Source organism: Kouleothrix sp., assembly GCF_046328425.1.
Taxonomy (GTDB): Bacteria; Chloroflexota; Chloroflexia; order Chloroflexales; family Roseiflexaceae; genus Kouleothrix.
Genome location: NZ_JAXLWP010000013.1, coordinates 124,676 through 151,302, shown reverse-complemented (window position 1 = coordinate 151,302; position 26,627 = coordinate 124,676). Strand labels below are relative to the sequence as shown.

At 60.6% G+C, this 26,627-nt stretch carries 41 protein-coding genes and 1 pseudogene; 41 read left to right on the top strand and 1 reads right to left on the bottom strand.

What is annotated here, in order from left to right; translation table 11 throughout:
* The first annotated feature begins 80 nt into the window (after positions 1-80).
* Complete coding sequence (pgl, locus tag U0177_RS14000; protein WP_409571254.1) at positions 81-833, top strand: 6-phosphogluconolactonase; 753 nt, start codon at positions 81-83, stop codon at positions 831-833.
* A gap of 38 nt (positions 834-871) precedes the next feature.
* On the opposite strand, the gene U0177_RS13995 is transcribed toward pgl, so the two are convergent.
* Positions 872-2,479 carry a helicase HerA domain-containing protein gene (locus U0177_RS13995; RefSeq protein ID WP_409571253.1) on the bottom strand — a complete coding sequence of 536 codons (1,608 nt, stop codon included), beginning with the start codon at positions 2,477-2,479 and terminating at the stop codon, positions 872-874.
* A gap of 201 nt (positions 2,480-2,680) precedes the next feature.
* Between U0177_RS13995 and U0177_RS13990 the strand changes: the two genes are divergently transcribed.
* The 40 genes and pseudogenes from U0177_RS13990 (at position 2,681) to rpsI (ending at position 26,616) form a co-directional block, all read left to right on the top strand.
* Complete coding sequence (locus U0177_RS13990; RefSeq protein WP_409571252.1) at positions 2,681-3,052, top strand: response regulator; 372 nt, start codon at positions 2,681-2,683, stop codon at positions 3,050-3,052.
* A gap of 299 nt (positions 3,053-3,351) precedes the next feature.
* On the top strand, positions 3,352-3,786 hold the full coding sequence (gene rpsL / locus U0177_RS13985; protein ID WP_409571251.1) for a 30S ribosomal protein S12: 435 nt from the start codon (positions 3,352-3,354) through the stop codon (positions 3,784-3,786).
* A gap of 38 nt (positions 3,787-3,824) precedes the next feature.
* On the top strand, positions 3,825-4,298 hold the full coding sequence (gene rpsG / locus U0177_RS13980) for a 30S ribosomal protein S7 (RefSeq protein WP_409571250.1): 474 nt from the start codon (positions 3,825-3,827) through the stop codon (positions 4,296-4,298).
* Positions 4,299-4,397: 99 nt separating this feature from the next.
* Positions 4,398-6,503: an elongation factor G gene (fusA, locus tag U0177_RS13975; protein ID WP_409571249.1), complete on the top strand. Its 2,106-nt coding sequence runs from the start codon at positions 4,398-4,400 to the stop codon at positions 6,501-6,503.
* Positions 6,504-6,589: 86 nt separating this feature from the next.
* The gene (tuf, locus tag U0177_RS13970) at positions 6,590-7,795 is read left to right on the top strand and encodes an elongation factor Tu (RefSeq protein WP_409571248.1); all 1,206 of its coding nucleotides are present in this window, start codon (positions 6,590-6,592) and stop codon (positions 7,793-7,795) included.
* Positions 7,796-7,871: 76 nt separating this feature from the next.
* Positions 7,872-8,180 (top strand): 30S ribosomal protein S10, encoded by a 309-nt coding sequence (rpsJ, locus tag U0177_RS13965; RefSeq protein WP_409571247.1) that lies wholly within the window; start codon positions 7,872-7,874, stop codon positions 8,178-8,180.
* Positions 8,181-8,303: 123 nt separating this feature from the next.
* On the top strand, positions 8,304-8,939 hold the full coding sequence (gene rplC, locus U0177_RS13960; RefSeq protein ID WP_409571246.1) for a 50S ribosomal protein L3: 636 nt from the start codon (positions 8,304-8,306) through the stop codon (positions 8,937-8,939).
* 76 nt (positions 8,940-9,015) lie between these two features.
* Complete coding sequence (gene rplD, locus U0177_RS13955) at positions 9,016-9,681, top strand: 50S ribosomal protein L4 (RefSeq protein WP_409571245.1); 666 nt, start codon at positions 9,016-9,018, stop codon at positions 9,679-9,681.
* Positions 9,682-9,966 (top strand): 50S ribosomal protein L23, encoded by a 285-nt coding sequence (rplW, locus tag U0177_RS13950; protein WP_409571244.1) that lies wholly within the window; start codon positions 9,682-9,684, stop codon positions 9,964-9,966.
* A 91-nt stretch (positions 9,967-10,057) separates the two neighbouring features.
* The gene (gene rplB, locus U0177_RS13945) at positions 10,058-10,882 is read left to right on the top strand and encodes a 50S ribosomal protein L2 (RefSeq protein WP_409571243.1); all 825 of its coding nucleotides are present in this window, start codon (positions 10,058-10,060) and stop codon (positions 10,880-10,882) included.
* 119 nt (positions 10,883-11,001) lie between these two features.
* Entirely contained in the window at positions 11,002-11,289 is a 288-nt protein-coding gene (gene rpsS / locus U0177_RS13940) for a 30S ribosomal protein S19 (RefSeq protein WP_409571242.1), read from the top strand.
* Between the two features lie 2 nt (positions 11,290-11,291).
* The gene (gene rplV / locus U0177_RS13935; RefSeq protein WP_409571241.1) at positions 11,292-11,633 is read left to right on the top strand and encodes a 50S ribosomal protein L22; all 342 of its coding nucleotides are present in this window, start codon (positions 11,292-11,294) and stop codon (positions 11,631-11,633) included.
* Positions 11,634-12,461: a 30S ribosomal protein S3 gene (gene rpsC, locus U0177_RS13930; protein ID WP_409571240.1), complete on the top strand. Its 828-nt coding sequence runs from the start codon at positions 11,634-11,636 to the stop codon at positions 12,459-12,461.
* Positions 12,462-12,475: 14 nt separating this feature from the next.
* Complete coding sequence (gene rplP, locus U0177_RS13925; protein ID WP_409571239.1) at positions 12,476-12,901, top strand: 50S ribosomal protein L16; 426 nt, start codon at positions 12,476-12,478, stop codon at positions 12,899-12,901.
* A complete protein-coding gene (gene rpmC, locus U0177_RS13920; protein WP_409571238.1) occupies positions 12,898-13,092 on the top strand; it encodes a 50S ribosomal protein L29 in 195 nt (64 codons plus the stop codon). The genes rplP and rpmC overlap by 4 nt, the downstream gene beginning before the upstream one ends.
* Positions 13,093-13,110: 18 nt before the next feature.
* Positions 13,111-13,371: a 30S ribosomal protein S17 gene (rpsQ, locus tag U0177_RS13915; protein WP_409571237.1), complete on the top strand. Its 261-nt coding sequence runs from the start codon at positions 13,111-13,113 to the stop codon at positions 13,369-13,371.
* Between the two features lie 2 nt (positions 13,372-13,373).
* Positions 13,374-13,742 (top strand): 50S ribosomal protein L14, encoded by a 369-nt coding sequence (rplN, locus tag U0177_RS13910; protein WP_409571236.1) that lies wholly within the window; start codon positions 13,374-13,376, stop codon positions 13,740-13,742.
* A gap of 98 nt (positions 13,743-13,840) precedes the next feature.
* Positions 13,841-14,173 carry a 50S ribosomal protein L24 gene (gene rplX / locus U0177_RS13905; RefSeq protein WP_409571290.1) on the top strand — a complete coding sequence of 111 codons (333 nt, stop codon included), beginning with the start codon at positions 13,841-13,843 and terminating at the stop codon, positions 14,171-14,173.
* Between the two features lie 134 nt (positions 14,174-14,307).
* A complete protein-coding gene (gene rplE, locus U0177_RS13900) occupies positions 14,308-14,850 on the top strand; it encodes a 50S ribosomal protein L5 (protein WP_409571235.1) in 543 nt (180 codons plus the stop codon).
* Positions 14,851-14,916: 66 nt separating this feature from the next.
* Positions 14,917-15,102: a type Z 30S ribosomal protein S14 gene (locus tag U0177_RS13895; RefSeq protein ID WP_409571234.1), complete on the top strand. Its 186-nt coding sequence runs from the start codon at positions 14,917-14,919 to the stop codon at positions 15,100-15,102.
* Positions 15,103-15,171: 69 nt separating this feature from the next.
* Positions 15,172-15,570 carry a 30S ribosomal protein S8 gene (gene rpsH / locus U0177_RS13890; RefSeq protein ID WP_409571233.1) on the top strand — a complete coding sequence of 133 codons (399 nt, stop codon included), beginning with the start codon at positions 15,172-15,174 and terminating at the stop codon, positions 15,568-15,570.
* Positions 15,571-15,587: 17 nt separating this feature from the next.
* Positions 15,588-16,151 (top strand): 50S ribosomal protein L6, encoded by a 564-nt coding sequence (gene rplF, locus U0177_RS13885; protein ID WP_409571232.1) that lies wholly within the window; start codon positions 15,588-15,590, stop codon positions 16,149-16,151.
* A 118-nt stretch (positions 16,152-16,269) separates the two neighbouring features.
* A complete protein-coding gene (gene rplR, locus U0177_RS13880; protein ID WP_409571231.1) occupies positions 16,270-16,635 on the top strand; it encodes a 50S ribosomal protein L18 in 366 nt (121 codons plus the stop codon).
* A gap of 97 nt (positions 16,636-16,732) precedes the next feature.
* Entirely contained in the window at positions 16,733-17,275 is a 543-nt protein-coding gene (rpsE, locus tag U0177_RS13875; RefSeq protein ID WP_409571230.1) for a 30S ribosomal protein S5, read from the top strand.
* Positions 17,275-17,451 (top strand): annotated as a pseudogene (rpmD, locus tag U0177_RS13870) (50S ribosomal protein L30); the annotation flags it as partial. The gene rpsE and the pseudogene rpmD, both read left to right, overlap by 1 nt.
* Positions 17,434-17,802: a DUF4332 domain-containing protein gene (locus U0177_RS13865; RefSeq protein ID WP_409571289.1), complete on the top strand. Its 369-nt coding sequence runs from the start codon at positions 17,434-17,436 to the stop codon at positions 17,800-17,802. The pseudogene rpmD and the gene U0177_RS13865, both read left to right, overlap by 18 nt.
* Before the next feature lie 40 nt (positions 17,803-17,842).
* On the top strand, positions 17,843-18,346 hold the full coding sequence (gene rplO / locus U0177_RS13860) for a 50S ribosomal protein L15 (RefSeq protein ID WP_409571229.1): 504 nt from the start codon (positions 17,843-17,845) through the stop codon (positions 18,344-18,346).
* An 86-nt stretch (positions 18,347-18,432) separates the two neighbouring features.
* On the top strand, positions 18,433-19,785 hold the full coding sequence (gene secY / locus U0177_RS13855; RefSeq protein ID WP_409571288.1) for a preprotein translocase subunit SecY: 1,353 nt from the start codon (positions 18,433-18,435) through the stop codon (positions 19,783-19,785).
* Between the two features lie 66 nt (positions 19,786-19,851).
* On the top strand, positions 19,852-20,523 hold the full coding sequence (locus tag U0177_RS13850; protein ID WP_409571228.1) for an adenylate kinase: 672 nt from the start codon (positions 19,852-19,854) through the stop codon (positions 20,521-20,523).
* Entirely contained in the window at positions 20,495-21,259 is a 765-nt protein-coding gene (gene map / locus U0177_RS13845) for a type I methionyl aminopeptidase (protein WP_409571227.1), read from the top strand. The genes U0177_RS13850 and map overlap by 29 nt, the downstream gene beginning before the upstream one ends.
* Before the next feature lie 20 nt (positions 21,260-21,279).
* Complete coding sequence (gene infA, locus U0177_RS13840; RefSeq protein WP_409571226.1) at positions 21,280-21,501, top strand: translation initiation factor IF-1; 222 nt, start codon at positions 21,280-21,282, stop codon at positions 21,499-21,501.
* Positions 21,502-21,623: 122 nt separating this feature from the next.
* Positions 21,624-21,740, top strand: a complete 117-nt coding sequence (gene rpmJ / locus U0177_RS13835) for a 50S ribosomal protein L36 (protein ID WP_409571225.1) — start codon at positions 21,624-21,626, stop codon at positions 21,738-21,740.
* 119 nt (positions 21,741-21,859) lie between these two features.
* A complete protein-coding gene (gene rpsM, locus U0177_RS13830) occupies positions 21,860-22,243 on the top strand; it encodes a 30S ribosomal protein S13 (RefSeq protein ID WP_409571224.1) in 384 nt (127 codons plus the stop codon).
* A 72-nt stretch (positions 22,244-22,315) separates the two neighbouring features.
* Entirely contained in the window at positions 22,316-22,738 is a 423-nt protein-coding gene (rpsK, locus tag U0177_RS13825) for a 30S ribosomal protein S11 (protein WP_409571223.1), read from the top strand.
* Between the two features lie 21 nt (positions 22,739-22,759).
* Positions 22,760-23,380 carry a 30S ribosomal protein S4 gene (rpsD, locus tag U0177_RS13820; protein WP_409571222.1) on the top strand — a complete coding sequence of 207 codons (621 nt, stop codon included), beginning with the start codon at positions 22,760-22,762 and terminating at the stop codon, positions 23,378-23,380.
* An 87-nt stretch (positions 23,381-23,467) separates the two neighbouring features.
* Positions 23,468-24,436, top strand: a complete 969-nt coding sequence (locus U0177_RS13815; RefSeq protein WP_409571221.1) for a DNA-directed RNA polymerase subunit alpha — start codon at positions 23,468-23,470, stop codon at positions 24,434-24,436.
* A gap of 94 nt (positions 24,437-24,530) precedes the next feature.
* Entirely contained in the window at positions 24,531-24,881 is a 351-nt protein-coding gene (gene rplQ, locus U0177_RS13810; RefSeq protein ID WP_409571220.1) for a 50S ribosomal protein L17, read from the top strand.
* Between the two features lie 56 nt (positions 24,882-24,937).
* On the top strand, positions 24,938-25,684 hold the full coding sequence (gene truA, locus U0177_RS13805; protein WP_409571219.1) for a tRNA pseudouridine(38-40) synthase TruA: 747 nt from the start codon (positions 24,938-24,940) through the stop codon (positions 25,682-25,684).
* Positions 25,685-25,693: 9 nt separating this feature from the next.
* Positions 25,694-26,134 (top strand): 50S ribosomal protein L13, encoded by a 441-nt coding sequence (gene rplM, locus U0177_RS13800; RefSeq protein WP_409571218.1) that lies wholly within the window; start codon positions 25,694-25,696, stop codon positions 26,132-26,134.
* Between the two features lie 83 nt (positions 26,135-26,217).
* Entirely contained in the window at positions 26,218-26,616 is a 399-nt protein-coding gene (gene rpsI / locus U0177_RS13795) for a 30S ribosomal protein S9 (protein WP_409571217.1), read from the top strand.
* Positions 26,617-26,627: the final 11 nt, after the last annotated feature.

Sequence of the window (26,627 nt, the reverse complement as noted above, 5' to 3'; positions counted from 1 at the left end):
AATGTCCCAGTCGGCGGCGGCGGCGAAACAGGCGCCACGCCGGTGTGGCAGGCAGCATTATAGCCGAAAGAGGCCATTCTATGACCAACCAGCACCATAGCGAGCTCTTCGTGCTCGCCAATGTCGACGCGCTGGCCGATCAGGCCGCGCAGCGCTTCGCGGCGCTGGCCGCGGCGGCAATCAACCGCCGCGGGCGCTTCAGCGTGGCGCTGTCGGGTGGCAGCACGCCGCGCGCGCTACACCAGCGCCTGGCCGCCGCGCCGCTGCAGCGCGCGATCGATTGGGAGCGCGTATTCGTATACTGGGGCGACGAGCGCATGGTTCCGCCCGACCACGCCGAAAGCAATTTCCGTATGGCCCGCGAGACGCTGCTGGCCCATGTGCCCATCCCGGCCGCGAATATCTTCCCGGTGCCCACAATCGGCGGCACACCAGCCGACGCGGCCCGCGCCTATGCCGAAACTATCGCCGCCGCGTTTGGCGCCGAGCAGCCGCGCTTCGACTTGATCCTGCTGGGCATGGGGCCCGACGCCCACACTGCCTCGCTGTTCCCCGGCCAACCCGAGCCCACCGCCCCCGGCGATGCCTTGGTGATTGCGGTCGGCGACGCACCAAAGCCGCCGCCCGACCGGGTGTCGTTCAGCTACCGGCTGCTCAATGCCGCGCGTGTGGTGATGTTTCTGGTGGCCGGCGCCGACAAGGCCGGCGCGCTGGGGCAGGTGCTGCAGGGGCCGCCCGATCGGGCGCGGCTGCCGGCGCAGGGGGTGCGCCCGGCAGAGGGCGAGCTGCTCTGGCTGGTCGATCAGGCGGCGGCCAGCGCGATCAGCCGCTGAGAACCAGCCGGTCGCACGGCCGGCTCCCGGCTGTGAGGCTACTCCGAAAACAGCTCGTCGATCGCGTCTTGGGCTTGCTGGCGCGTCACCTCGGGCCGGCCGACCGCGCGGTAGAACTCGGCGTCGTAGGCGCGGGTGCGCACCACCACCGGCATTGGCACGGCATGGCCCAGCACCAGCGCCTGCTGCCGCGTATCCAGGCTGGCCAGCACTGCCTTCAGGCTCGCGCTGCCGCTGACGCCGGTAAATACCGCGTCAATATCCTTCTCGTCGTTCAGCAGCGCCGTCACGCGGCTGCCGATCTGGCTCATTACGTCGGCGTCGATCGACGACGGCCGCTGATCAACAACCAGCAGCGTCACGCTGTACTTGCGCAGCTCGCGCGCAATCGTGCCGAAGATCGTCTGCTTTGCCGCCGCCGGGTTGAGGAACTTGTGCGCCTCCTCGATCGTGATCATCAGCTGGCGCGGCTTGTCGGCGGCGTTCTTGCTGCGGATGTACTGCTCGGTCTTCTCGACCCAGCGACGCCGGATGCGCCGCGTCAGCACATTCGCTGTCAGCATGTACGAGAGCGTGTCGCTGTAGCGGCCGAACTCCAGCACCACATGCCGGCCATGCTCGAGCTGGTCGATCATCCGGTCGATCACGCCAGCTGGCGCGCTTTCTTTCACAAAGCCCTTGCGCGCCACCTGCTCGAGCTTGCGCTTCAGCGCGCTGAGCGCGCCGGCGTGGCCGCCCGAGCTTTCGGCAAACTCGTTCAGCGCTTCTGCATCCATCGCCAGCAGCGCGCGCAGCCAGCTTTCTTTGAAGCGATCCACCAGCAAATACGCCGACTCGGCTGCCGTCGAGGTGAGGTTGAGCTCATCCTGCAGCAGCGTCACATCCTCGACCTCGATCTGATCGAGGCCAATCACCACCTCGGCGTCGAGTGGCACATTCCGATTGCGCGACGTCGCCGGATCGAGCGAGTACACCAGTACCTCGCCGCCAAACAGCTGGCGCAGGCCCTTCACAAAACCGCCCTGCTCCGAGGTGCTCTCCCAGCCATACTCGCTGTGCATGTCGAAGATCAAGTTCGACGCCACGCGCGCCTTGATCGTGCCGCAGATCAGCAGGCGCGTCAGAAAGCTCTTGCCCGTGCCGCTCTTGCCAAATACGCCATTCGAGCGCTCGACCAGGCGCTCAAGGTCGAGGCATACCGGCACATCCATGTCGAGCGGCCGCCCGATTTCGAAGTGCGTGCTGTCTTCCAGGCCGAATACGCGCTTGAAATCGTCTTCCTCGGCCTCAAGCACCTGTGCAAAATGCCGCGGGATCGTCTTGGGCGGCAGCAGCCCCTGGTTAACATCGCTCGGCAGCATCAACATCGGCTTGAGCGTAATCGAGCCATAGGTCGACGTGCCGGCCAGCACCTCGTGAATAAACGCATCCCCATTCGGTGGGTCGGCTAGTACTTTTTGGTTAGTTGCTTCAAGCACAACATCGGTTATCATAGAAAAGAATTCGTTTTTTTCGCCTTTGATCACCACGAACTTGCCAACGCGCATGTCTTCGACACTTTCGCGGCCTTCGAGCCGGGCGCATAGCCCCTCGACCAGCGAGCCGCTCGTGATGACACCCAGGCGATTACGAAGAGTAGGCGGCATACAGAACTCCAACCCGCTAGCACATCTCAGTTTGGCGCGATTCGACGGGGGAAGCGACAGGGAATGCCAGCAGAAAATCCGTCGTAGGTATGACGCAGCCCGTGTAGAACAAATATACCATTAAGCACGGCGGTGTCAAGCGCATACCAAACCGTGGTATATGCCCGCGCATTCCACCAAGCGACATAGGACGGGTCAGACGTGCCACATATCATCATCGCCGAAGACGAAGACGATGTTCGCGAATTTCTTACGCGCGCCTTCAGCCGCGCTGCCCCCGAGGCGCAGATCATCTCCGCCGCCAATGGCGCTTCCGCCTTGGATCTCGTGCAGGCCCACGAGTGCCATCTGCTGATCAGCGATCAGCGCATGCCCACCATGACCGGCATCGACCTGCTGCGGGCAGTTCGCGCCTGCGGCTACGTTTTCCCTTTTATTATGCTCTCGGCCGATGCGACTGTCGAGGCAGCCGCACTCCAGGCAGGCGTTACCGCGTTCTTCTACAAACCGCTGAGCCTGCGCCAGATCCGCGAGATCGTCGCAACATGGCTCGCACCACCTACCTACGTTTGATAATATCGCGGTAGCACGAGTGGCGCAATTCCCCGCCCAAACAATTTGACAGGCTATAGTCGCTGTGCTATACTCCACAATCGCTGTGCAAACAACAAAGCGATAATCGTTTGCACGCATCTCTGAGCCCTCTCTAAGGCGCGGCCTATGCCACGACCAGAATGGGGTTCGAGTTTTCTTTTGTGTTCAGGGCAAGAGTAAAGCGGGGTTCGCTGGACGCCCGCTGGGCATACAGATATAGAGCTTGTTTTGTTCCTGCCGTGTGTACGCACAGGCGCCTAAGGGAGGAAGTACACAGGATGCCGACTATCAATCAGCTGGTTCGCAAGCCTCGCAAGCCGGTCGTCAAGAAGACCAAAGCGCCCGCGCTGCGCTTCACCTACAACGCCATCAAAGGGCGGCTGACGCGCGGCAAGGGTTCGCCGTTCAAGCGTGGCGTATGTACCCAGGTGAAGACGATGACGCCCAAAAAGCCGAACTCGGCCCTGCGCAAGATCGCACGTGTGCGGCTCAGCAACGGCATGGAAGTGACGGCATATATTCCTGGCGAGGGCCACAACCTGCAAGAGCACTCGGTGGTGCTGATTCGCGGCGGCCGCGTGAAAGACCTGCCGGGCGTGCGCTACCATATCGTACGCGGTGTGCTCGACGCACAGGGCGTCGCCAACCGCAAACAGGGCCGCTCCAAGTACGGCACCAAGAAGGCCAGCGCGACGCCGGTGAAGAAGAAGTAGCACTCCAGTTCAGAGTTAGCGCTCAAATGAGGTGACCAATGCCCCGTCGAGGAACGATTGTCAAACGCATTCCCGCCCCCGACGCACGTTACAACAGCGTCGTGGTGCAGCAGTTTATCAACAAGGTCATGCAGCGCGGGAAAAAGAGCGTGGCCGAGCGGATCGTCTATCAGGCGCTCGAGCTCGCCGCTGATCGCCTGAAGAAGACGCCGATGGAAGTCTTCGAGGTGGCGCTGCGCAACGCCGGCCCGGCGATCGAAGTCAAGCCCAAGCGCGTCGGCGGCGCGACATACCAGGTGCCGGTTGAGGTCAAGAGCGACCGCCGCCAGTCGCTGGCGATGCGCTGGCTGCTGATCTCGGCGCGCGGCCGCACTGGCAAGCCCATGCACGAGCGCCTTGCCGCCGAGATCATGGACGCGTTCAACAACACCGGCAGCACGATCAAGCGCAAAGAAGATGTGCAGCGTATGGCCGAGGCCAACCGCGCATTCTCACACTACGGTAAGTTCTAAATCGAGAACCAGGAACCTGCGGGTTCGCCGAAATCGAGACCGTTGGATACACGCGGTTCCGGGTTCTCACAACACTAGAGAAGCCGAGGAAAGACAATCATGCCCCGCGAGATACCATTAGAGCGGACGCGAAATATCGGTATTATTGCGCATATTGATGCGGGAAAGACAACGACTACCGAGCGCATCCTGTTCTACACCGGCCGAACCTACAAGATCGGCGAGGTTCATGAGGGCACTGCCACCATGGACTGGATGGAGCAGGAGCGCGAGCGTGGTATTACGATCACCGCTGCGGCAACCACTGCCCAGTGGAAGGTCAACGACGACGTCTATCGCATTAATATCATCGATACCCCCGGCCACGTCGATTTCACCGCCGAGGTTGAGCGCTCGCTACGCGTGCTCGACGGCGGCGTCGTGGTGTTCGATGCAGTCGCCGGCGTTGAGCCACAATCCGAAACTGTTTGGCGCCAGGCCGATAAATACCGCGTGCCGCGCATCTGCTTCGTCAACAAAATGGATCGCACCGGCGCGAACTTCGAGCGCACCGTCGGGATGATCAAGGATCGCCTGGGCGCGAAGGCAGTGCCGATTCAGCTGCCGATCGGCGCCGAGGATCGCTTCCACGGCATCGTCGACCTGCTGACAAACAAGGCAGTGCTGTATCTCGACGACGCCGGCAAGCGTGAGGAGCTTTCCGAGATTCCCGCCGAAGTCGCCGCCCGCGCCGAGCAACTGCGCCAGGAGATGGTCGAGGCTATCGCCGAGACCGACGACGAGCTTACGCTGCTGTACCTTGAAGGCGAGGAGCTTGGTGTCGACGAGCTGCGCCGCGCTCTGCGCAAGGCCACGATCGAGGGCAAGCTGGTTCCGGTGCTCTGCGGCGCTGCGCTCAAGAACAAGGGCGTGCAGCGCGTGCTCGACGCGGTGGTGTACTATCTGCCGTCGCCGCTCGACATCCCACCGATCAGCGGCACGCTCCCCGGCCAGGTTCTAGGCGAGGAAGGTGTCGAGCCGATCACGCGCGAAACCAGCGAGACCGCGCCGTTCGCCGGCCTGGTGTTCAAGATCATGGCCGATCCGTATGTCGGCAAGCTGGCCTACTTCCGCGTCTACTCGGGCAAGCTCGAGGCCGGCTCGTATGTGCTGAATACCACGCGCGGCCAACGCGAGCGTGTCGGACGCCTGATCCAGATGCACGCGAATCACCGCGAGGAGATCAAAGAGGTCTACGCCGGCGATATTGGCGCAATGGTCGGGCCGAAGCAGACGTTCACCGGCGACACCATCTGCGATCCGGATAAGCCAATCGCGCTCGAGAGCATCCGCTTCCCCGAGCCGGTGATCCAGCTGGCGATCGAGCCCAAGACGAAGTCCGACCAGGATAAGCTTGGCATTGCGCTCCAGAAGCTCAGCGAGGAAGACCCGACATTCCGCGTCTTCACCGACGAAGAGACTGGCCAGACGATTATCGCCGGCATGGGTGAGCTTCACCTCGAGGTGCTGGTCGACCGCATGCGCCGCGAGTACAAGGTTGAGGCCAATCAGGGCAAGCCGCAGGTAGCCTACCGCGAGTCGATCAGCCAAATCGCCGATGTCGACTCTAAGTTCGTGCGCCAATCCGGCGGCAAGGGCCAGTATGGCCACGTCAAGCTGCATATCGAGCCGCTTGAGCGCGGAAAGGGCTTTGAGTTCGTTAACGCAATCGTCGGCGGCGCCATCCCGCGCGAGTACATCGGGCCGGTCGAGCAGGGCATCAAAGAAGCCATGCAGGGCGGCGTCATCGCTGGCTTCCCGGTCGTCGATATCAAGGCAACGCTGTACGATGGCTCGTTCCACGAGGTCGACTCGTCGGAAATGGCCTTTAAGATTGCCGCCTCGATGGGCCTGAAAGATGCCGTGCGTAAAGCTCGGCCGCAGCTGCTTGAGCCAGTGATGAAAGTCGAAGTGACTACGCCTGAGGATTTTCTCGGCACAGTGCTCGGCGACCTCAACTCGCGGCGCGGGCATGTCGAAGGTATGGAAGCGCGCGGCAATGCCCAGATCGTTAAGGCATTCGTGCCGCTGGCCTCGATGTTCGGCTATACCACTGATCTGCGATCGGCCACTCAGGGCCGCGCGACATCGTCAATGGAATTCGCCTACTACCAGCCGCTGCCTGAAAATCTGGCAAAAGAAATTGTCGACAAACGACGCGGATAATATCACGAGGGACGCAGGTCGCGGCTTGAAATATATCGAGCCACGGCTTGCGTGCCTCAGCCTCAACATTAAGGAGTGAGTCTCGTATGGGCAAGCAGAAGTTCGAGCGCACCAAGCCGCACGTCAACATTGGCACAATCGGCCACGTCGACCACGGCAAAACCACCCTCACCGCCGCCATCACCAAGGTGCTGGCCATGAAGGGCGCTGCCAAGTATACCTCCTACGACCAGATCGATAACGCGCCCGAAGAGCGCGCCCGTGGCATTACCATCGCCATCCGCCACGTCGAATATCAGACCGACAAGCGCCACTATGCCCACGTCGACTGCCCCGGCCACGCCGACTACATCAAAAACATGATCACCGGCGCCGCGCAGATGGACGGCGCCATCCTGGTCGTCTCCGCCCCCGACGGCCCCATGCCCCAGACCCGCGAGCACATCCTGCTCGCCCGCCAGGTGCAGGTGCCCGCCATGGTCGTCTACCTCAACAAGGTCGACATGATGGACGACCCCGAGCTGCTTGAGCTCGTCGAGCTTGAGCTGCGCGAGCTGCTCACCAAGAACAGCTTCCCCGGCGACGACATCCCGATCGTGCGCGGCAGCGCGCTCGCGGCGCTGTCGTCGGCCTCGACCGACCCGAACGCGCCGGAGTACCAGAGCATCCTCGAGCTGATGGACGCGGTCGACAGCTACATCCCCACACCCGAGCGCGCGGTCGACCAGCCGTACCTGATGCCGATCGAAGATGTGTTCGGCATCAAGGGGCGCGGCACGGTGGTGACGGGGCGGATCGAGCGCGGCAAGGTGAAGATGGGCGACACGATCGAGATCATCGGGATGAGCGAGGAAGCGCCGCGCAAGACGGTGGTGACGGGCGTGGAGATGTTCCAGAAGACGCTGGACGAGGGGATCGCCGGGGACAACGTGGGGGTGCTGCTGCGCGGCATCGAGCGGACGGACGTGGAGCGCGGGCAGGTGCTGGCGGCGCCGACGTCGATCAAGCCGCACACGAAGGTGAAGGCGAACGTGTACGTGCTGAAGAAGGAAGAGGGCGGGCGGCACACGCCGTTCTTCCCAGGGTACCGGCCACAGTTCTACATCCGGACGACGGACGTGACGGGGTCGATCTCGCTGCCGGAGGGGATGGAGATGGTGATGCCGGGGGACAACGTGGAGATGGGCGTGGAGCTGATCGTGCCGGTGGCGATCGAAGAAGGCTTGCGGTTCGCGATCCGCGAAGGCGGGCGCACCGTCGGCGCGGGCGTCGTCACCAAGATCGTCGAGTAAGCGAAGTATCTAGCGTGCCGAGTGCGGAGCAACCTCCGCACTCGACGCGCGTGTGCTTGCTACACAGGAGCGCAGAATGGCAAAGCAAAAGGTTCGCATCCGCCTCAAAGCGTATGACCACAAAATTCTAGATCAGTCGGCAAGGCAGATTGTCGAGGCGGCCGAGCGAACTGGTGCGCTTGTCGCCGGGCCAGTACCGCTACCGACCAAGATCGAGAAGTACAGCGTCATTCGCTCGTCGTTCATCGATAAAGACTCGCAAGAGCAGTTTGAGATTCGCACACACAAGCGCCTGATCGATGTGCTTGACCCAAGCCAGCAGACGATCAACGCGCTGATGAAGCTCAATTTGCCAGCGGGCGTCGATATCGAGATAAAGTTGTAGACGTGACGACCGACAGCCGGCGACCGAGCGTTTCACGTATGTCGGTGGTCGGCGGTCGGCAGTTCTGAGAAGCAGCCGCTGCGGCAGGTTCGCCATGAGTCCGCATGCTGCCGAGGTGCAATTATGATCGAAGGTTTGCTAGGCCGAAAAATCGGCATGACTCAAGTCTTTAGCGCAGCCGGCGAGGCCATTCCGGTTACGGTGATCGAAGTAGGCCCGTGCGTGGTCACCCAAGTGCGCAACAAGGATCGCGACGGCTACGAGGCTGTGCAGATCGGTTTTGGCGAGGCAAAGTCCAAAAGCCTCACCAAGCCCGAGCAGGGCCACCTAGCAAAAGCGGGGCGGCTGGTTCGCTATCTGCGCGAGTTCCGCGCCGATAACATTGCCGAGCACGAAGTCGGGCAGGTACTCACCGTCGATGTTTTTCAGCCCGGCCAGGTAATCGATGTCACCGGCACATCGAAAGGCCGCGGCTTCCAGGGTGTGGTCAAGCGCCACAATTTCCGCGGTGGCCCGAAGACCCACGGCCAGAGTGATCGCTGGCGCGCACCCGGCTCGATCGGCGCCGGCACCGACCCAGGCCGTGTCTGGAAAGGCACGCGTATGGCCGGTCGCATGGGCAACCGCCGCGTCACCGTACAAAATCTCCAGGTTGTCGAAGTCGTGTCCGACAAGCATATTCTCCTTGTCAAAGGTTCGGTTCCGGGCGCGAAGAATAGCTTGCTGATGGTTCGCCGGGCCGTGAAGGCTGCAAAATAGTTGTGGGCTGTGAGTTATTCGCGCGAAACACGGCATACTTCACAACTCATAACTGATGAACAGAGGATACGCGGTAATGGAAGCAAAACTCTTCAACCAATCCGGCGCCGAAGTCGGAACCATACAGCTAGATGAATATATCTTCGGCATTGAGCCGAACGTGCCAGTAATGCACCAGGCTATGGTTCGCCAGCAAGCCAATGCGCGCATGGGCACGCATAATACGCTTGGCCGCGGCGAAGTGGCCGGCAGCACGAAAAAGCTGTTCCGCCAGAAAGGCACCGGCCGGGCACGCCAAGGTTCGGTTCGCGCGCCTCATCGCAAAGGTGGCGGCGTGGCCCACGGCCCACATCCCCGCTCATACCGCCAGGCAATGCCTCGCAAGATGCGGCGGCTGGCGGTGCGCTCGGCGCTCTCGGCCAAGTACGCCGCTGACGAGATCCGCTTCATCGACTCATGGGCGTTCGAGCAGCCGCGCACGAAGTTGTTCGTGCAAAGCCTGGCCGCGCTTCAGATCAGCGGCAAAACGCTCGTCGTGCTCGATCGCAAAGATGCCGTCGTGCAAAAATCGGCGGGGAATATCACCGGCGTGAAGACATTGCTCGCCCACTACGTCAACGTCATCGACCTGCTGAGCTACGATAACATCATTATCTCGCGCGCGGCGATCGACGTACTGGCGAGCTTCCTGAGCCAGACCAACGCCGAGGCCACCTCGGCCACCGACGACGGAGAGGCCTAAATGAACGCGCATCAGATCATTATTCGGCCGCTAATTACCGAGAAAAATACCAACCTTATGTCGCTGAACAAGTACAGCTTCGAGGTTGACCGCTCGGCTAATAAAATGCAGATCAAGCAGGCGATCGAAGAGGTTTTCAACGTCACCGTCACCGCCGTTCATACCATGAACGTGCGCGGTAAGCTGCGCCGCCGCGGAATGCGCTATGGCTATACCGCCGATTGGAAAAAGGCGATCGTGACGCTGGCCGAAGGAAGCCGGATCGAGCTGTTCGAGGGCGTGTAATGAGTTTTGAGTTTTAAGTTTTGTGTGTCGAGTGTACCAACCATCAGCTCAACACACAGCGCTCGAAACTCAGCACTTCACGGAGTAAACCATGGGTGTTCGACGATACAAGCCAACCTCGGCCGGCCGCCGGAATATGTCGGTCGCGACGTTCGAGGAGATCACCAAGAAGAAGCCGGAGAAGCGCCTGCTTGCTCCGCTCTCAAAGAGCGGCGGCCGTAACAATTATGGGCGCATCACGACGCGGCATCGCGGCGGCGGCCACAAGCGCGCCTACCGCATCATCGACTTCAAGCGCAACAAGTTCGGCGTACCGGCGAAGGTTGCCGCGATCGAGTACGATCCCAACCGCAGCGCACGTATCGCACTGCTAAACTACGCTGATGGCGAAAAGCGCTATATCCTGGCGCCTCTGGGCCTGAATGTTGGCGATACCGTGATGAGCGGCCCCGACGCCGAGGTACGCGTGGGCAATGCGTTACCGCTACGTGCCATCCCGCTTGGCAGCCAAGTGCATAATGTCGAGCTCCAGCTCGGCCGCGGCGGCGTGATGGTACGCAGCGCAGGCGCCTCGGCACAGTTAATGGCCAAAGAAGGCAGCTATGCGACACTGCGCATGCCTTCGGGCGAGATGCGCCAGGTGCTGATCGACTGCCTCGCGACTATTGGCCAGGTTGGCAATCTCGATAATCAGAATATTCGCCTGGGTAAGGCTGGCCGTAAGCGCTGGCTCGGCCGGCGGCCCGAGGTGCGCGGGTCGGCGATGAACCCGCGGGACCATCCCCACGGCGGCGGCGAGGGCCGCGCGCCTCGTGGTATGTCGCCCAAGACCAAGTGGGGCAAGCCGGCGCGCGGCGTGCGCACGCGGCATAACCCCAGCACCGACCGCTACATCGTTCGGCGCCGTAAGCCGTAATCGTGAGGGTATGGGCGGCCCTACCCGCCCGCTGTTAGGTGGGAGTGCGCAGGCGCGTACCAGAGGCAGCGAGCCAATGCTCGACCTCTCCCTCCTCCCAAGATAAAGGAAGGGATGACATGTCTCGTTCGTCCAAGAAAGGACCTTACGTCGATATCAGGCTGCTCGGCCGGGTCGAAGATATGAACCGCGCGAATGAAAAGCGGGTGCTGCGCACCTGGTCGCGCGCGTCGACAATCTTCCCCCAGATGGTCGGGCATACCATCGCCGTTCACGATGGGCGCCGCCATGTGCCGGTGTATATCACCGAAAACATGGTTGGCCATAAGCTGGGCGAGTTTGCGCCGACGCGCTTCTTCCGCGGCCACGGCGGCAAAAAGGCCGACAAGCGCGGGAAGGTGAAGTAGCGATGCAAGCGAAAGCTATCAACAAGATGGTGCGCATCTCGCCGACAAAGGTGCGCCCGGTGATCGACCTCGTGCGCGGCAAGCCCGTGGAGCGCGCACTGGCGATACTGCGCTACATGCCGCAGAAAGCCGCTAAAGAGATCGCTCGCACCATCCAGTCGGCGGCGGCTAACGCCGAGAATAACTTCGAAATGGACCCCGAGACGCTGGTCGTTAAGACGATCTTCGCCGACGAGGGCCCGGCGTTCAAACGTATTATGCCGCGCGCGCGCGGCCGCGCCGACCGCATTCGCAAGCGCACGACACATATTACCGTGATCGTCGACGACGGCGAGGAGATTTAAATGGGACGTAAGGTACATCCAATCGGCTTCCGCTTAGGCTACATCAAAGACTGGCAGTCGAAGTGGTTTGCGGATCGCACCTATACCGATCAGCTGCACGAAGATTTCTTGCTGCGTCGGCTGATTATCAAAGAGCTTGCGAATGCCGGCGTCGCGCGCGTCGAGATCGAGCGCTCGGCAAACAAGATCGAAGTAACGGTGTACACCGCGAAGCCCGGTATTGTGATCGGCAAGCGCGGCGCCAAGGTCGATGAGCTGAAGTCCGACCTTGAGAAGCGCACCGCTAAAAAGGTCAAGCTCAATATCCAAGAGATCCACCAGCCCGAACTTGAGGCTCAGCTTGTGGCCGAAAGCATCGCCGAGCAGATCAACAAGCGCGTATCGTACAAGCGCGCGATGAAGCAGGCAGTGCAGCGCGCAATGCGCTTGGGCGCGCAAGGCGTGAAGATCAAGTGCTCGGGCCGCCTCGGCGGTGCCGAGATGGCACGTATTGCGAACGAGAGCGACGGCCGGGTACCACGCCACACGCTGCGCGCCGATATCGACTACGCCCAGGTGCACGCACACACGACGTATGGCCGCATTGGCGTCAAGGTGTGGATCTACAAGGGTGAAGTGTTCCCCGACGCAATGGGCAAGCTCCAGGTCGTGCAGACGGCTGCGGCACGCAACCAGGCGGCCGAAGAGGAAAATCGGCCGCGCCAGCGGAGCGGCCGTGGCGGCGGGCGCAACGAACGTGACCGCGGCGGCGAGCGTGAAGGCGGCGATCGCGGCGGTCGTGGCGGCGGCCGTGGCGGCCGTGGCGGCGGCACGCGCACGCGTGGTTAGAAGGAGCAACGACTATGTTGATGCCCAAACGCGTCAAATATCGAAAACAACAGCGCGGCCGCACCAAAGGCATGGCGCAGCGCGGGAACTCTGTGGCGTTCGGCGACTATGGCCTGATGGCGCTCGAAGCCACCTGGATCACGTCACGCCAGATCGAAGCTGCGCGCCGCGCGATCACCCACCACGTCAAGCGTGGCGGTAAAATCTGGATCCGGATCTTCCCCGACAAGCCAGTCACCGCCAAGCCCGCCGAAACCCGTATGGGTTCTGGTAAAGGCGCCGTCGATCACTATGTCGCGGTGGTCAAGCCTGGCCGGGTCATGTTCGAGCTGGGCGGCGTGCGGCCTGAAGTTGCGCACGAAGCACTGAGCCTGGCTGCGCAAAAAATGCCAATCAAGTGCAAGATCATCGGGCGTGAGGATGTGGAGGCCGGCGAATGAAAATCGACGAACTGCGCAACCTCGACTCCGACAAGCTGCAAAGCCAGCTTAAGGAGCACTACGAGGAACTCTTTAACCTGCGCTTTCAGCAGGTGATGGGCAAGCTGACTGCCAGTGGCCGCCCGCGGATCGTGAAGCGCGAGATTGCGCGTATCAAAACGATCCTGCGCGAGCGCGAGCTGGGCCTCTAACGACCAGGAGATCGAACGATGGCCGAAGGACGACGTCTCTACAAGATTGGCCGGGTGGTCAGCGATAAGATGGACAAAACTGTGGTGGTGGCAGTCGACTACCTGAAGCCGCACCCACTGTATCGCAAGATCATCCGCAAGACAAACAAGTTCCACGCGCACGACGAAAGCAATCAGTGCCATATCGGCGACGTGGTACGTATCGGCGAGACCCGGCCGCTCAGCAAGACCAAGCGCTGGGAAGTTGTCGAGGTCATTCAGCGCGGCGAGGAGAATTAGCAATGATTCAGCAGCAGACCCGCCTGAAAGTCGCCGATAATACGGGCGCGAAAGAGATCATGTGCATTCGCGTGATGGGCGGCTCGAGAGTGCGCTATGGCTTCGTCGGCGACGTCATTGTCGCGTCGGTCAAGGAGGCAACTCCTGGCGGCGCTGTGAAAAAGGGCGAAGTCGTACGCGCCGTGATTGTGCGCACCGCCAAAGAATATGTGCGGCCTGATGGTTCCCACATCCGCTTCGACGATAACGCCGCCGTAATCATCGGCAAAGAGAACAACCCACGCGGCACGCGTATCTTTGGCCCGGTGGCGCGCGAGCTGCGCGAAAAGGCGTTTATGAAGATTATTTCGCTCGCGCCCGAAGTGCTGTAGATTACAGATTACAGATTTCAGGCTTCAGATTGCAGAGCACGCTCAACTCGTGACTGCGATCTACAATCTGCAATCTGCTATCGAATTGGGGTTTGGACATGCACGTCAAAACTGGTGACGAAGTTCTGGTGATCACCGGGAAAGACAAAGGCAAGCGCGGTAAGATCAAAGAAGCGCGGCCGAAAGATCGCCGAGTGGTCATCGAAGGGCTCAATATCATCAAGCGCCACATGAAGCAGCGTGGCCCTGGTAAACCCAGCGGCATCATCGAGCGCGAAGCGCCGATCAACGCCTCGAATGTCATGCTGATCTGCCCGCGCTGTGGCCGCGCTTCGCGTACCGGCCATCGTTTCCTGGAAGAAACCGACGATCGTGGTCGCCAGCGCAAAGTACGCTTCTGCAAGGCGTGCAACGAGGCGATCGACGGGTAATAGCAATGAAAAGCGACGAGCTCCAAGCTACCGCGAGCAACACGCCCGCCTTCCGCTGAGCTGCTCGTACTTCATACCTTCGAGATCAAGGCCGGAGGGTTCAGTAGAGCTTTCCAAGCCCTTGAGGAGCAATTATGGCAACGCGACTCAAAGAAAAATACCAGAACGATGTCGTGCCAGCGCTGATGCAGGAATTCAGCTACAGCACGGTAATGCAGGTGCCGCGTCTCGAGAAAGTCGTGCTGAATATCGGCCTTGGCGAAGCGCTGCAGAACAACAAAGCGCTCGACGCGGCTGTGGGCGACCTGACGGCGATCAGTGGGCAGAAGCCGGTGATCACAAAAGCAAAAAAATCGATCGCCGCGTTTAAGCTGCGCCAAGGTCAATCGATTGGCGCAATGGTCACGCTGCGTGGCCCGCGCATGTTCGACTTCCTCGATCGGCTGATGAACCTGGCACTGCCGCGCCTACGCGATTTTCGGGGTGTCAGCCGACGCTCGTTCGATGGCCGCGGCAACTACAGCCTGGGCCTGCGCGAGCAGATCATCTTTCCTGAAATCGACTACGACAAAGTCGATAAAATTCGCGGTCTCGAGGTGGCGATTGTGACAACCGCACCCGACGACGCCCAAGGCTATGCGCTGCTCAAGCGCCTCGGCATGCCATTTCGTGATTAGCACGGGCCAGGAGCAGGGGCCACGCCAACGCCCCGCTCACCAGCCCGGGCATAGGAGGAATTCACATTGGCCAAGAAATCTCTGATCGTCAAAGCTCAGCGGACGCCCAAGTACCAGGTTCGCGCGTACCATCGCTGCAGGCTGTGTGGCCGATCACGCGCCTACATGCGTAAGTTCGGCATGTGTCGTATCTGCTTCCGCGAGAATGCACTCAAGGGGCTGATTCCAGGCGTTACCAAATCAAGCTGGTAATGCTGATTGTCGAGCAAGCCATGTATTTATCCAGCCCAAAACAGATGCTGGTCTTCAAGGAGGAGCGTCGTGAGCGTTAACGACCCAATTGCAGATATGCTAACTCGCATCCGCAATGCGTGCATGGCCCGCCACACGACAGTGGCAATTCCCGCCTCGAAGATGAAAATTGCAATCGCGGATATCCTGAAGCGCGAAGGCTTCATTCGCGATTACGAGGTTCAGAAGGGTCAGCCCGCCGATACGATTGTTATTACGCTAAAATATACAAGCGACCGTCGCCCGGTTATCACTGGCCTGAAGCGCGTGAGCAAGCCCGGTTTGCGTATCTACACAGGTCGCGCCGATATTCCGCGCGTGCGCGGCGGGCTGGGGTTGAGCATTCTATCGACCCCGCGCGGCGTGATGGCCGGCCACGAAGCGTGGCAGCAGCATGTCGGCGGCGAAGTGCTTTGCTACGTTTGGTAGCGGGGAGCAAACAAGCTATGTCGCGTATTGGTAAAAAGCCGATCTCGATCCCCAAGGGCGTTGAGATCAATGTCTCTGAAGGCAACTACGTCAAGGTCAAGGGCCCGAAGGGTGCGCTTGAGCAGCAGCTGCCCGAAGAGGTCACGATCGAGCAGCAGAATGGCGTTCTGACGGTCAGCCGGCCGTCAGACGATCAGCGCCTGCGCGCACTGCATGGCCTGACGCGCTCGCTGCTGGCGAATATGGTGACCGGCGTGACCGACGGCTACCAGCGGGTGCTGGAGATCAGTGGTGTTGGCTTCCGCGCCTCGCGCGAGGGCAAGAATATCATCCTGCAGGTTGGTTTCTCGCACCCCATCCGCGTCGTGCCGCCCGAAGGCATCACCTTCGAAATCCTCGACCGCAAAAGCGCCAACGAGCCGCAGCAGGTGATCATCCGCGGCATCAATAAGCAAACGGTCGGCGAAGAGGCTGCGAAGCTGCGCAACCTGCGCCCGCCGGAGCCCTATAAAGGCTACGGCATCCGCTACCGGGGCGAGAAGGTGCGCCGCAAGGCCGGCAAGACCGGAAAGACCAAGTAGTTATGAGTGCTGGGCTACCCGGCCTGCATGGTTCGGCTTCAAGCGCGAAACGCTACGCCGCTCGCTCAGCACTGATCAGACAGGGGATATAATCTCTGTCACCAGGAGAAACCGAACTATGGCAGGACGTTCACCACGAGAGCTGCGAATCCGGCGGCACCTGCGCGTACGCAAGCGCGTCGCCGGTACTACCGAGCGCCCACGCCTGAGCGTGTTTCGCAGTAATATCCATATTTATGCTCAGGTCATCGACGACAGTGCCAACCATACCCTGGTTTCGGCGTCGACGCAAGACGCAGAGCTAGCCGCGTCGATCAAGGGGAAAACCAAGATCGAGCGCGCCAAAGCGGTAGGCCAACTGATTGCTCAGCGCGCCAAAGCCGCTGGTGTCGATAAGGTCGTGTTCGATCGCGGCGGCTTTCAGTATCACGGCCGGGTACAGGCGCTGGCCGATGCCGCGCGCGAGGCCGGCCTGAACTTCTAATGAGTAGCCAGCCGGCAGATCGCAGCTGCCAGCACTACGAGTACTCGTTGTATGGTAGCTGCATACTGCATACCGGCTACTGATAACTGGAGGAATTGTGGCACAGAAACGCATCAACGCCGACGATCTTGAGCTCGAAGAGCGCGTGGTTCAGATCAACCGCGTTTCAAAAGTCGTCAAGGGCGGCCGGCGCTTCAGCTTCAGCACCGTCGTTGTGGTAGGCGACGGCAAAGGGCATATTGGTGTCGGCATGGGCAAAGCCGGCGAGGTACCCGAGGCGATCCGCAAGGGCGTCGAGGCGGCCAAGAAAAATGTCATTCGCATCCCGCTGAGTAACACCACGATCCCACACGATATCGAGACTGAGTTCTCGTCGGCGCGGGTACGGCTGCTCCCAGCGGCGCCCGGCACCGGCGTTATCGCCGGTCGCGGCGTACGGCCGGTGGTCGAGGCTGCGGGCATTAAAGATATTTTGTCGAAGAGCTACGGCAGCAACAACCCGGTCAACGTGGTGAAGGCAGCATTCAAAGCGCTCAGCGAGCTGACCTCGCTCGAGGAGCAGGCGCGCATGCGCGGGATGACGCCGCACGAACTGCACCAGCGACGTGTGCGCGCCGCCGAGGCGCAGGAGGCTTCGTGATGGCCAAGCTACAGATCACCTATACAAAAAGCGCGATTGGCTACAGCAAGGATCAAAAAGACACGATCAAGTCGCTGGGCCTGCGCAAGCTGTATAGCACCGCCATCCACGACGATACACCGGCGATTCGTGGCATGGCCTTCAAGGTACGCCATTTGGTGACTGTCAAAGAGCTTGGCGACGAGGTGGCCGCATCTACACCGGCACCAACCGCCCGGCCACGCGCTACTGCAACATTGGCGCCAGCTGCCGAGCCCGCCGTGCCGCAGGCCAGCGCAGCCGACGATCTCGTGATCATTGAGGGGATCGGCCCCAAGATCGCAGGCGTGCTCAACAACGCCGGCATTACCACATTTGCGCAATTGGCGGCAACCGAGGCAAGCACACTTGCCGAGATCCTGCAGCGCGCGAACTTGCGGCTCGCCGACCCCACCACCTGGCCCGAACAAGCTCAACTGGCGGCCGACGGCAAAATGGAAGCGCTTAAAGCCTTGCAAGATAGCCTCAAAGGCGGGCGGCGCGAGTAATATTCGCACTTTGAACGCCTGAAGGCAAAGGAATAGAGCCATGAAATTGCATGATCTAAAGCCAGCACCAGGGGCGCACCGCGAACGCAAGCGCGTTGGGCGAGGCCCCGGCTCGGGCAAAGGTAAAACGGCTGGTAAAGGTATGATGGGCCAGAAGGCTCGCTCGGGGCCGGGGCCATACCGAACCTTTGAGGGCGGCCAGAACCGTATGGTGCGGCGCATGCCCTACCTGCGTGGCTTCAAGAACCTATGGCGAACGGAATACCAGGTGCTGAACATCGGCGATCTCAGCGAGCTTCCAGCCGAGCACGAGCTGACGATCGAAGATCTGATCGCCTCTGGTACGATTAGCAAGCATAAGCCGCTGAAGATCCTGGGCGAGGGCGACCTGAATGTCAAGCTAACGGTGCAGGCGCACAAGTTCAGCACGAGTGCGCGCGCCAAGATCGAAGCGGCCGGCGGTACGGTAGTCGAATTGCCGTGGGAAACCGAGCGACGCAGCCGCAGCGCCGGGCCGAACCCGGCCATGCGTAACCGAAAGTAGGTACCTGGCGAAGAGCAGCGGCGCTAGTAGAATTGGTCTATCGCCGCCCGCTCAATCGCAAGGGCCTCGTTGAGGAGACATCGTCGATGCTACAATCGGTTTTACGAGCGCTGCAGCTGCCCGACCTACGCCGGCGCATCACTTTTACGCTGCTGATGCTGCTGGTATTCCGGCTGATCGCACACATCCCTGTGCCGAATATCGATGCAAGCGCGCTTGCGACCCTGCAGCAGGCGCTGCGCGATAATCAACTAGCCGCGCTTTTGAATATCTTCGCCGGCGGCGCGCTGCAAAATCTCTCGGTTGCAGCGATGGGCGTATACCCATATATCACCGCTCAGATCATTGTTCAGCTGCTGACGCCGCTCATTCCTGCACTGGAAGAAATGCAGAAAGAAGGCGAACAAGGCCGCATGCGCATGAACCGGATCACCTTCTGGGTAACGGTGCCAATGGCATATCTCCAAGCTTATGGCCAGACATTGACAATTGTGCGCGGCGTGAGCGGTGGCCAGAATGTGTTCCGCAGCGAATTTAACATTTTCAGCAATTTCTTCCCCACCTTTACCATCATCACTGCCATGGTGGCCGGCACGATGCTACTAGTGTGGCTCGGCGAGCAGATCCAAGAGCGCGGCATTGGCAACGGCATCTCGATGATCATTTTCGGTGGGATTGTTTCGCGCCTGCCCAACCTGATCAGCCAGGCCTTTACCACCGGCTCGCTTGGTGATGTTACGACCATCATTGGGCTGATCGCATTTTTGGTGATTGGCCTATTCACAATTATCGGTATTGTGCTCGTGCAAGAGGGCCAGCGCCGCATCCCAGTGCAGTATGCCAAGCGAGTACGCGGCAACCGCGTGTATGGCGGTCAGAGCAGCCATATTCCGCTTAAGGTCAATATGTCGGGGATGATCCCGCTGATCTTTGCGCAGAGCATTATTATCTTTCCCGGCACACTGGCTTCGTACGGTTGCCCCGAGCAGGTAGCGCCCGAGGGCGCAAGCTTCCTGAAGCAAGCGGCGTGTTTTACCTATCAAACATTCAGCCCGCAGTTCGGGCGCGGCACGCTGATCTACTCCATTCTGCTCTTTTTGCTGGTGGTTGGTTTCACCTACTTCTATACCATGGTTATCTTCAACCAGCAGAATATCCCCGACTCGCTTCAGCGCAACGGCGGCTTCATTCCGGGCATCCGGCCAGGCAAGCGAACCGAGGAGTACCTGAGCAAAGTAGTATACCGTATCACGCTGGTCGGTGCGTTCTTCCTCGGGCTTGTGGCGATCCTGCCATTTTTAACCCAGCAGGTCACTGGCGTACAGATCGGGCTCAGCGCGACCGCACTACTGATTGTGGTAGGCGTAGCGATTGATACCATGCGCCAGCTTGAGGCGCAGCTTGTGATGCGCAACTACGAAGGCTTTATCAACCGCTAGATGTGGAAAGGTGGCACGGCCGGCAAGGTGGCTTGGTAGCTCGATGACGAGTGGAAAGAGCTTGGCATGGATGTTATTCTACTTGGTGCTCCTGGAGCCGGCAAAGGCACTCAGGCACAGTATCTCGAACAACATACCGGGCTAGTCCATGTCGCAAGCGGAGATCTGTTCCGCGCAGCATTGCGCCAGGGTACCGAGCTTGGTATGCTGGCAAAATCATACATGGATCGCGGGGAACTGGTACCCGATGAGCTGGTCATTCGCATGATCATCGAGCGAATCAGCCAGAGCGATTGCGCCAATGGCGTGATTTTCGACGGCTTCCCACGAACCCGCGACCAGGCATTGGCGCTCCAGAGCGAGCTCGTCGACCATGGGCGCACGATTGATTATGTGTTATACTTGCGCGTGCCCGACGATGTGTTGCTGCGCCGTATAGCCGGCCGGCAAACTTGCAAAACCTGCGGGTATATTTATAATATATACTATTTCCCGTCGAAACGACCGGATGTATGCGATCATTGCGGCGGGAAATTATATCAGCGTAGCGACGACACGCTTGAAACTGCGCGGCATCGCCTGCAAGTGTATTTTGCACAAACGCGCCCGCTGATCGAGTACTATCGCGAACAAGGTAATCTGATCGAGATCGACGGCCAGCGCGAAATCTCGCTGGTAACCGAGACAATGACCGCAGCATTGGGTTTGAATGGCAGTGACACTGAAAAACCGATCTGAGCTTGAACTGATGCGCCGGGCCGGGCGCATTGTTGGTGAGTGTCACTTGCTCCTACGCGATGCAGTACGCCCAGGGGTAACAACCGCGCAGCTGGATCGGCTGGTTCACGACCATATCGTGCAACAGGGCGGTATACCATCGTTTTTGGGCTACCCGGGGGTCACGCCATTTCCGGCCGCGACGTGCATCTCGATCAACGACGAGTTGGTACATGGCATCCCCGGCCCCCGTGTGCTGCGCGAGGGCGATATTGTCAGCGTCGATATTGGCGCGATCTGGCAGGGCTACCATGGCGACTCAGCCTGGAGCTACCCAGTCGGCAGAGTATCGCCAGCGGCGCGCGGGCTGCTTGAGGTAACCGAGCACACGCTGTATCACGCGCTCGAGTTCGCGCGAGCCGGCGCGCGCCTAAACGATATCTCGCACGCTATTCAGAGCTACGCCGAGGCGCGTGGCTACGGAGTGGCGCGTAAATACATCAGCCACGGCATTGGCCGGCGGCTGCATGAAGACCCGCAGATCAAAAACTACGGCGAGCCCGGTAAAGGCATGCTCCTACGCCCAGGAATGACCTTTGCGATCGAGCCGATGATCACGCAAGGTCACTACGAGACGCGCGAACTAGCCGACGGCTGGACTGTGGTGACGCTCGACGGCAGCCTGGCGGCGCACTACGAGCATACGATTGCCATTACCGAGCACGCAGGGCCGGAAATACTAACCCGGCAAGACTGAACGATCATCAAAGGAGAGGTATGACCAAGAAGAAGGACGCCATTGAGATGGAGGGAACTATTACTGAGCCGCTTCCTAATGCGATGTTCCGTGTGCAACTGGAAAACGGCCACGAGGTTCTGGCGCATATCTCGGGGCGCATGCGGATGAACTACATCCGTATTCTCAAAGGCGACCGCGTGCTGGTTGAGCTATCGCCGTACGACCTGACGCGCGGGCGCATTACGTATCGCTACAGATAACCGAGCGGTGAAAGCAAAACAGCTGCCCGCTGAAAAAAGTGGGGCAGTGTATGTGTGTGTTTATTCAACATATGTTGGTAGTGGTGCGGGGCTTCGCCCGCTGTGATGGTTAGGAGATCGATATGAAAGTTCATGCGTCGGTCAAACCGCGCTGCGAATACTGCCGCGTGATCAAGCGCAAGGGCGTACTGCGCGTCATTTGCAGCCGGCAGCCGCGGCACAAGCAACGGCAGGGCTAGCGATCGGGCCGAACAGGCACTGTACGAAGCCGAGGATGGACGAGATGCAACCACACAGCGCCAAGGCGCAACCCGCGAATCTTCGATCCACCTCCTATATCAACAGCTAAGGGGAGCATATGGCACGTATTGCCGGGGTGGATATCCCGCGGAACAAAAAGATCGAAGTGTCGATCACCTATATCTTTGGGATCGGCCGGTCGAATGGCATGGACATTCTGAGGAAGGCAAATGTGAACCCGAGCACACGGGTGCGCGAGCTTACCGAGGAAGAAGTTGGTCGCATTCGCGAGGTTGTCGATCGAGAGTACCGGGTTGAAGGTGACCTGCGGCGCGAGATTCAGCTGAATATCAAGCGCCTCATGGACATCGCCTGCTACCGTGGGCTGCGCCACCGCAAGGGCATGCCAGTGCGCGGGCAGCGCACGCGTACAAACGCGCGCACACGCCGCGGGCGCAAGGGCCAGGCGATCGGCATCAAGAAGAAGACCACGAAGAAGTAACAGTATCGTTCTCAACCTTGGCAGCTGCACGTGCTGCCAGCGCGGTTGATCAGCGCACTATTCGGAGGAATAATGGCTAAACAGCAGCCAAAGGCAGGCACCGCTGCCGCCGCCAAGCGCCAACGTGGCAAGCGCCGTGAGAAGAAGAATGTGCCGCGCGGGCAGGCGCATATCCAGAGCACTTTTAATAACACGATCGTTACGATCACCGACCCATCAGGCAATGTGATCTGCTGGTCGAGCGCCGGCCAGAATGGCTTCAAGGGCTCGCGCAAGAGCACCCCGTACGCCGCGCAGATCACCGCAGAGATCGCGGCGCGCAAAGCCCTGGAGAACGGCATGCGCTCGCTCGAGGTGTTCGTAAAGGGCCCGGGCGCTGGCCGCGAGGCGGCGATCCGCTCACTCCAATCGAATGGCCTGCAGGTAACGGCGATCACCGACGTAACGCCGATCCCGCATAATGGCTGCCGCCCGCCCAAACGCCGGCGCGTCTAATGAGGAGGGTTTGAGAAACTCATGGCTCGTTATCGTGGACCAGTAGGTAAAATCAGCCGCCGCCTTGGCATCGGCATTACCGATAAAGGCCAGCGTATCCTGAACAAGCGCGCGTTTCCGCCAGGCCAGCATGGGCCGAGCGCGCGGCGCCGGCAGGTGTCGGATTACGGCCTGCAGCTGCTCGAGAAGCAGAAGGCGCGCTACATGTACGGCCTGCTCGAGCGCCAGTTCCAGCGTGTGTTTGAGAAGGCCCAGCGCTACCCCGGTGAGACTGGCGCACACCTATTTATTTTGCTTGAGCGCCGGCTCGACAACGTGGTGTACCGCCTAGGAATCGCCAGTACGCGCCAGCAGGCGCGCCAGCTCGTGAGCCATGGCCATGTGACGGTCAATGGCCGCAAGACGAACATTCCGTCGTTCACCGTGAAGGTAGGCGACACGATTGCAGTGCGCCCCGAAAGCCGGCGCCTGACATACTTTAAGAACCTGGTGGATAGCGGCGAGCTCAACCGCCGTAACACGCCCGATTGGCTGCGGCTCAACGCGGCCGACCTGGCTGGCGAAGTCGTGAGCATGCCGCGGCGCGAAGACGCTGAGCCGGAGATCAACGAACAGCTCATCGTCGAATACTACAGCCGCTAAAAATTGCAGATTGCAGATTGCAGATTGCTGCGCACTCGATGAGGCAATTTACAATCTGCACTCTGAAATGTGCAGAGGAGGCGATCCATGCTAGATATCGCCATGCCCAAAATTGAGGTCGTTCAGGCGGCTGAGAATTACGGACGGTTCAAGATCGAGCCGCTCGACCCGGGCTACGGTCATACATTGGGAAATGCGCTGCGCAGGGTGCTGCTGTCGTCGATCCCTGGCTCGGCAATTACAAAGATAAAAATCGATGGGGTGTACCACGAGTTTTCGACCATCACCGGCGTGAAAGAAGATGTCACCGAGATTGTGTTGAACATCAAGGGCATCCGCCTGCGCTCGTACGCCGAGCGGCCTGTAAAGGTGCTGCTCACCAAGCAGGGCGCTGGGATCGTTCGCGCCAGCGATATTGACACGCCGAGCAATGTTGAGCTCGTCAACCCCAATCACTATATTTGCACGCTGGACTCGGACGATGCGCACCTCGAGATCGAAATGACCGTCGAGCGCGGGCGCGGCTACCTTCCGGCCGATCAGCGCGACGCGCTGCCCATCGGCGAGATACCGGTGGATGCAATCTTCACGCCGGTGCCGAAGGTGAACTATGTCGTCGAGAATACCCGCGTGCAGCAGGCCACCGACTACGACCGGCTGCTGATCGAGATCTGGACCGACGGCACGATCAAGGCCGGCGACGCGCTGAGCCATGCCGCGCAGGTGCTGGTGCAATATTGCCAGACGATCTCGGCATTCAATCAGCTGACGGTCGATGCCGACGTGGCCAAAGCGCCAGACGGGCTAGCGATCCCGGCCGACATCTACGATACGCCGATCGAGGAGCTGGATCTTTCGACCCGCACGTACAACTGCTTGAAGCGCGCCGACATCACCAAAGTCGGTCAAGTGCTTGAGATGGACGAAAAAGCGCTACTGTCGGTACGCAACCTGGGCCAGAAGTCGATGGAGGAGATCCGCGACAAGCTGATCGAGCGGGGCTACATCCCGCAGCCCAGCGTGCTGCCAGCCGGCAACGGCGCCGCAGGAGAATAAGACGAACTGGGCAAGGAATGGTGAATAAGCCAGATTGGCCGCGTGCCGAGCGCTATGTCACCGTTCTTTGGCCCGCCCTTAGAGGATACGAACCATGCGACACCAACGAGTCGGCCGCAAGCTAGGTCGCTCCGCCGAGCACCGCAAATCGCTGCTACGCAACCTGATGATCGAGCTGATCGAGCATCGCAAGATCCAGACGACCGCCGCGAAGGCGAAAACTGTTCAGCCCGAGATTGAAAACTTGCTGGCACTGGCGCGCCAAGACACCCCGCAGGCGCGCAAGGTTGCGCTGTCGCGGCTCGACAGCAAAACAGCGATGCGGCTGCTATTCGACTTCGCGCCCGAGCAGTACGCCGGCCGCAATGGCGGTTTCACGCGCATTACCAAGCTGGGGCCGCGCCAGGGCGACGCCGCCGAGATGGTGTTGCTCGAACTGCTCTAGCGCTACGCTCGCGGCAGAAGCCTGGCATTGCCAGGTGGCCAGCCAATCGTACAGGCATGCGCAATATCGCCCTGAAAATAGAGTACGACGGGACTGACTTTGTCGGCTCGCAGTGGCAAAACAACGGCCGTTCGGTGCAGGGCGAGCTCGAAGGCGCGTGGCAGCAGCTGACGCAGGAGCAGCGGCGTATTCAGCTGGCAGGGCGAACCGACGCGGGAGTACACGCGCGCGGCCAAGTCGCAAACGTGCGCACAGAAACAGCGCACGATCTGCCGACGATCCAGCGCGGGCTAACGGCGATCCTGCCTGAAGATGTAGCGGTGCTGGAGGCGTGGGAAGTAGGGCCAGACTTTCACGCACGGCACACAGCAATTCGCCGCGACTACCGCTTTTTGATCGACAACGGGCCGGTTGCCTCGCCGCTGCTACGACGCCACGCGGTTCACGTGGGCGGGAAGCTACAGGCCGAGGCGGTGCACGAGGCGATGCAGGTGCTGCTAGGGACGCACGATTTCGCGGCGTTCGCCGGGGCAGGCCAGGCAGGCTCGACGGTACGCACGTGCTATATGGCAAGCTGCCAGGTGATCGCAGCGTGGCAGCAGCCGCTGATCGCCATCGACATTGCGGCAAATGCATTTCTTCGCCACATGGTGCGTAATATCGTAGGCACACTGCTGCCGGTTGGTGGAAATAGACGAGGGAACGATGACTTGGCAGCGGTGCTCGCGAGCCGCGACCGCCGCCGGGCCGGGCGCACCGCGCCAGCCCACGGCCTGTATCTTATGTCGGTGAGTTATCCATAAGGAACGAGCATGAAGACCTATTCGCAGAAAGCTTCGGAAGTTCAGCGCGACTGGCATGTGGTCGACGCGACCGGCCAGACGCTGGGCCGCCTGGCAACACAGATCGCGACGCTGCTGCGCGGCAAGCATAAGCCGACGTTCAGCCCCAACCTCGACGGCGGCGATTTTGTCGTGGTGGTGAATGCCGAGAAGGTGCGCCTGACGGGCCGCAAAGAAAATCAGAAGATGTACTACCGCCACTCGGGCTACCCCGGCGGCTTCAAGGCGATACCATACCGGCGCATGATGGCGACCCACCCCGATCGCATTCTGCGCTTCGCGGTCAAGGGGATGCTGCCGAAGACGCGCCTGGGGCGGCAGCAGATACTGAAACTGAAGATCTACGCCGGCCCGACGCACCCGCACGCCGCGCAGCAGCCGAAGGTATACGAGCCGCGCCCACGCGGCTAGCACGGACTTATCGTATTGCGTATGCTGCCCTCGGGGCGCTGGCGTGGCGCAATACGCAATATCGATAATTGTGTGAGGAATGCATGACTGAGAAACGCTACTATCAGGGCACCGGGCGCCGCAAGACTGCGGTAGCGCGGGTGCGGCTGTTCCCCGGCTCGGGCGAGTTTGTGGTGAACGGCAAGAATATCACCGAGTATTTCGGCCACCGCGAGCTATTCGCACGCGAGCTGGCGCGGCCGCTCGAGCTGACCGGCAACGCCACGTCGTTTAACGTGCTGGCGAAGGTGCGCGGCGGTGGCGCTGCCGGCCAGGTAACGGCGGTACGCCACGGCATTGCGCGCGCGCTGCTGGATCTGAACGGCGAGCTACGGCCGACGCTGAAGAAGGCCGGGCTGCTGACGCGCGACCCGCGCATGAAAGAGCGCAAGAAAGCAGGCCTCAAGCGCGCCCGCAAGCGGCCACAGTACACCAAGCGATAATATCAACTCCG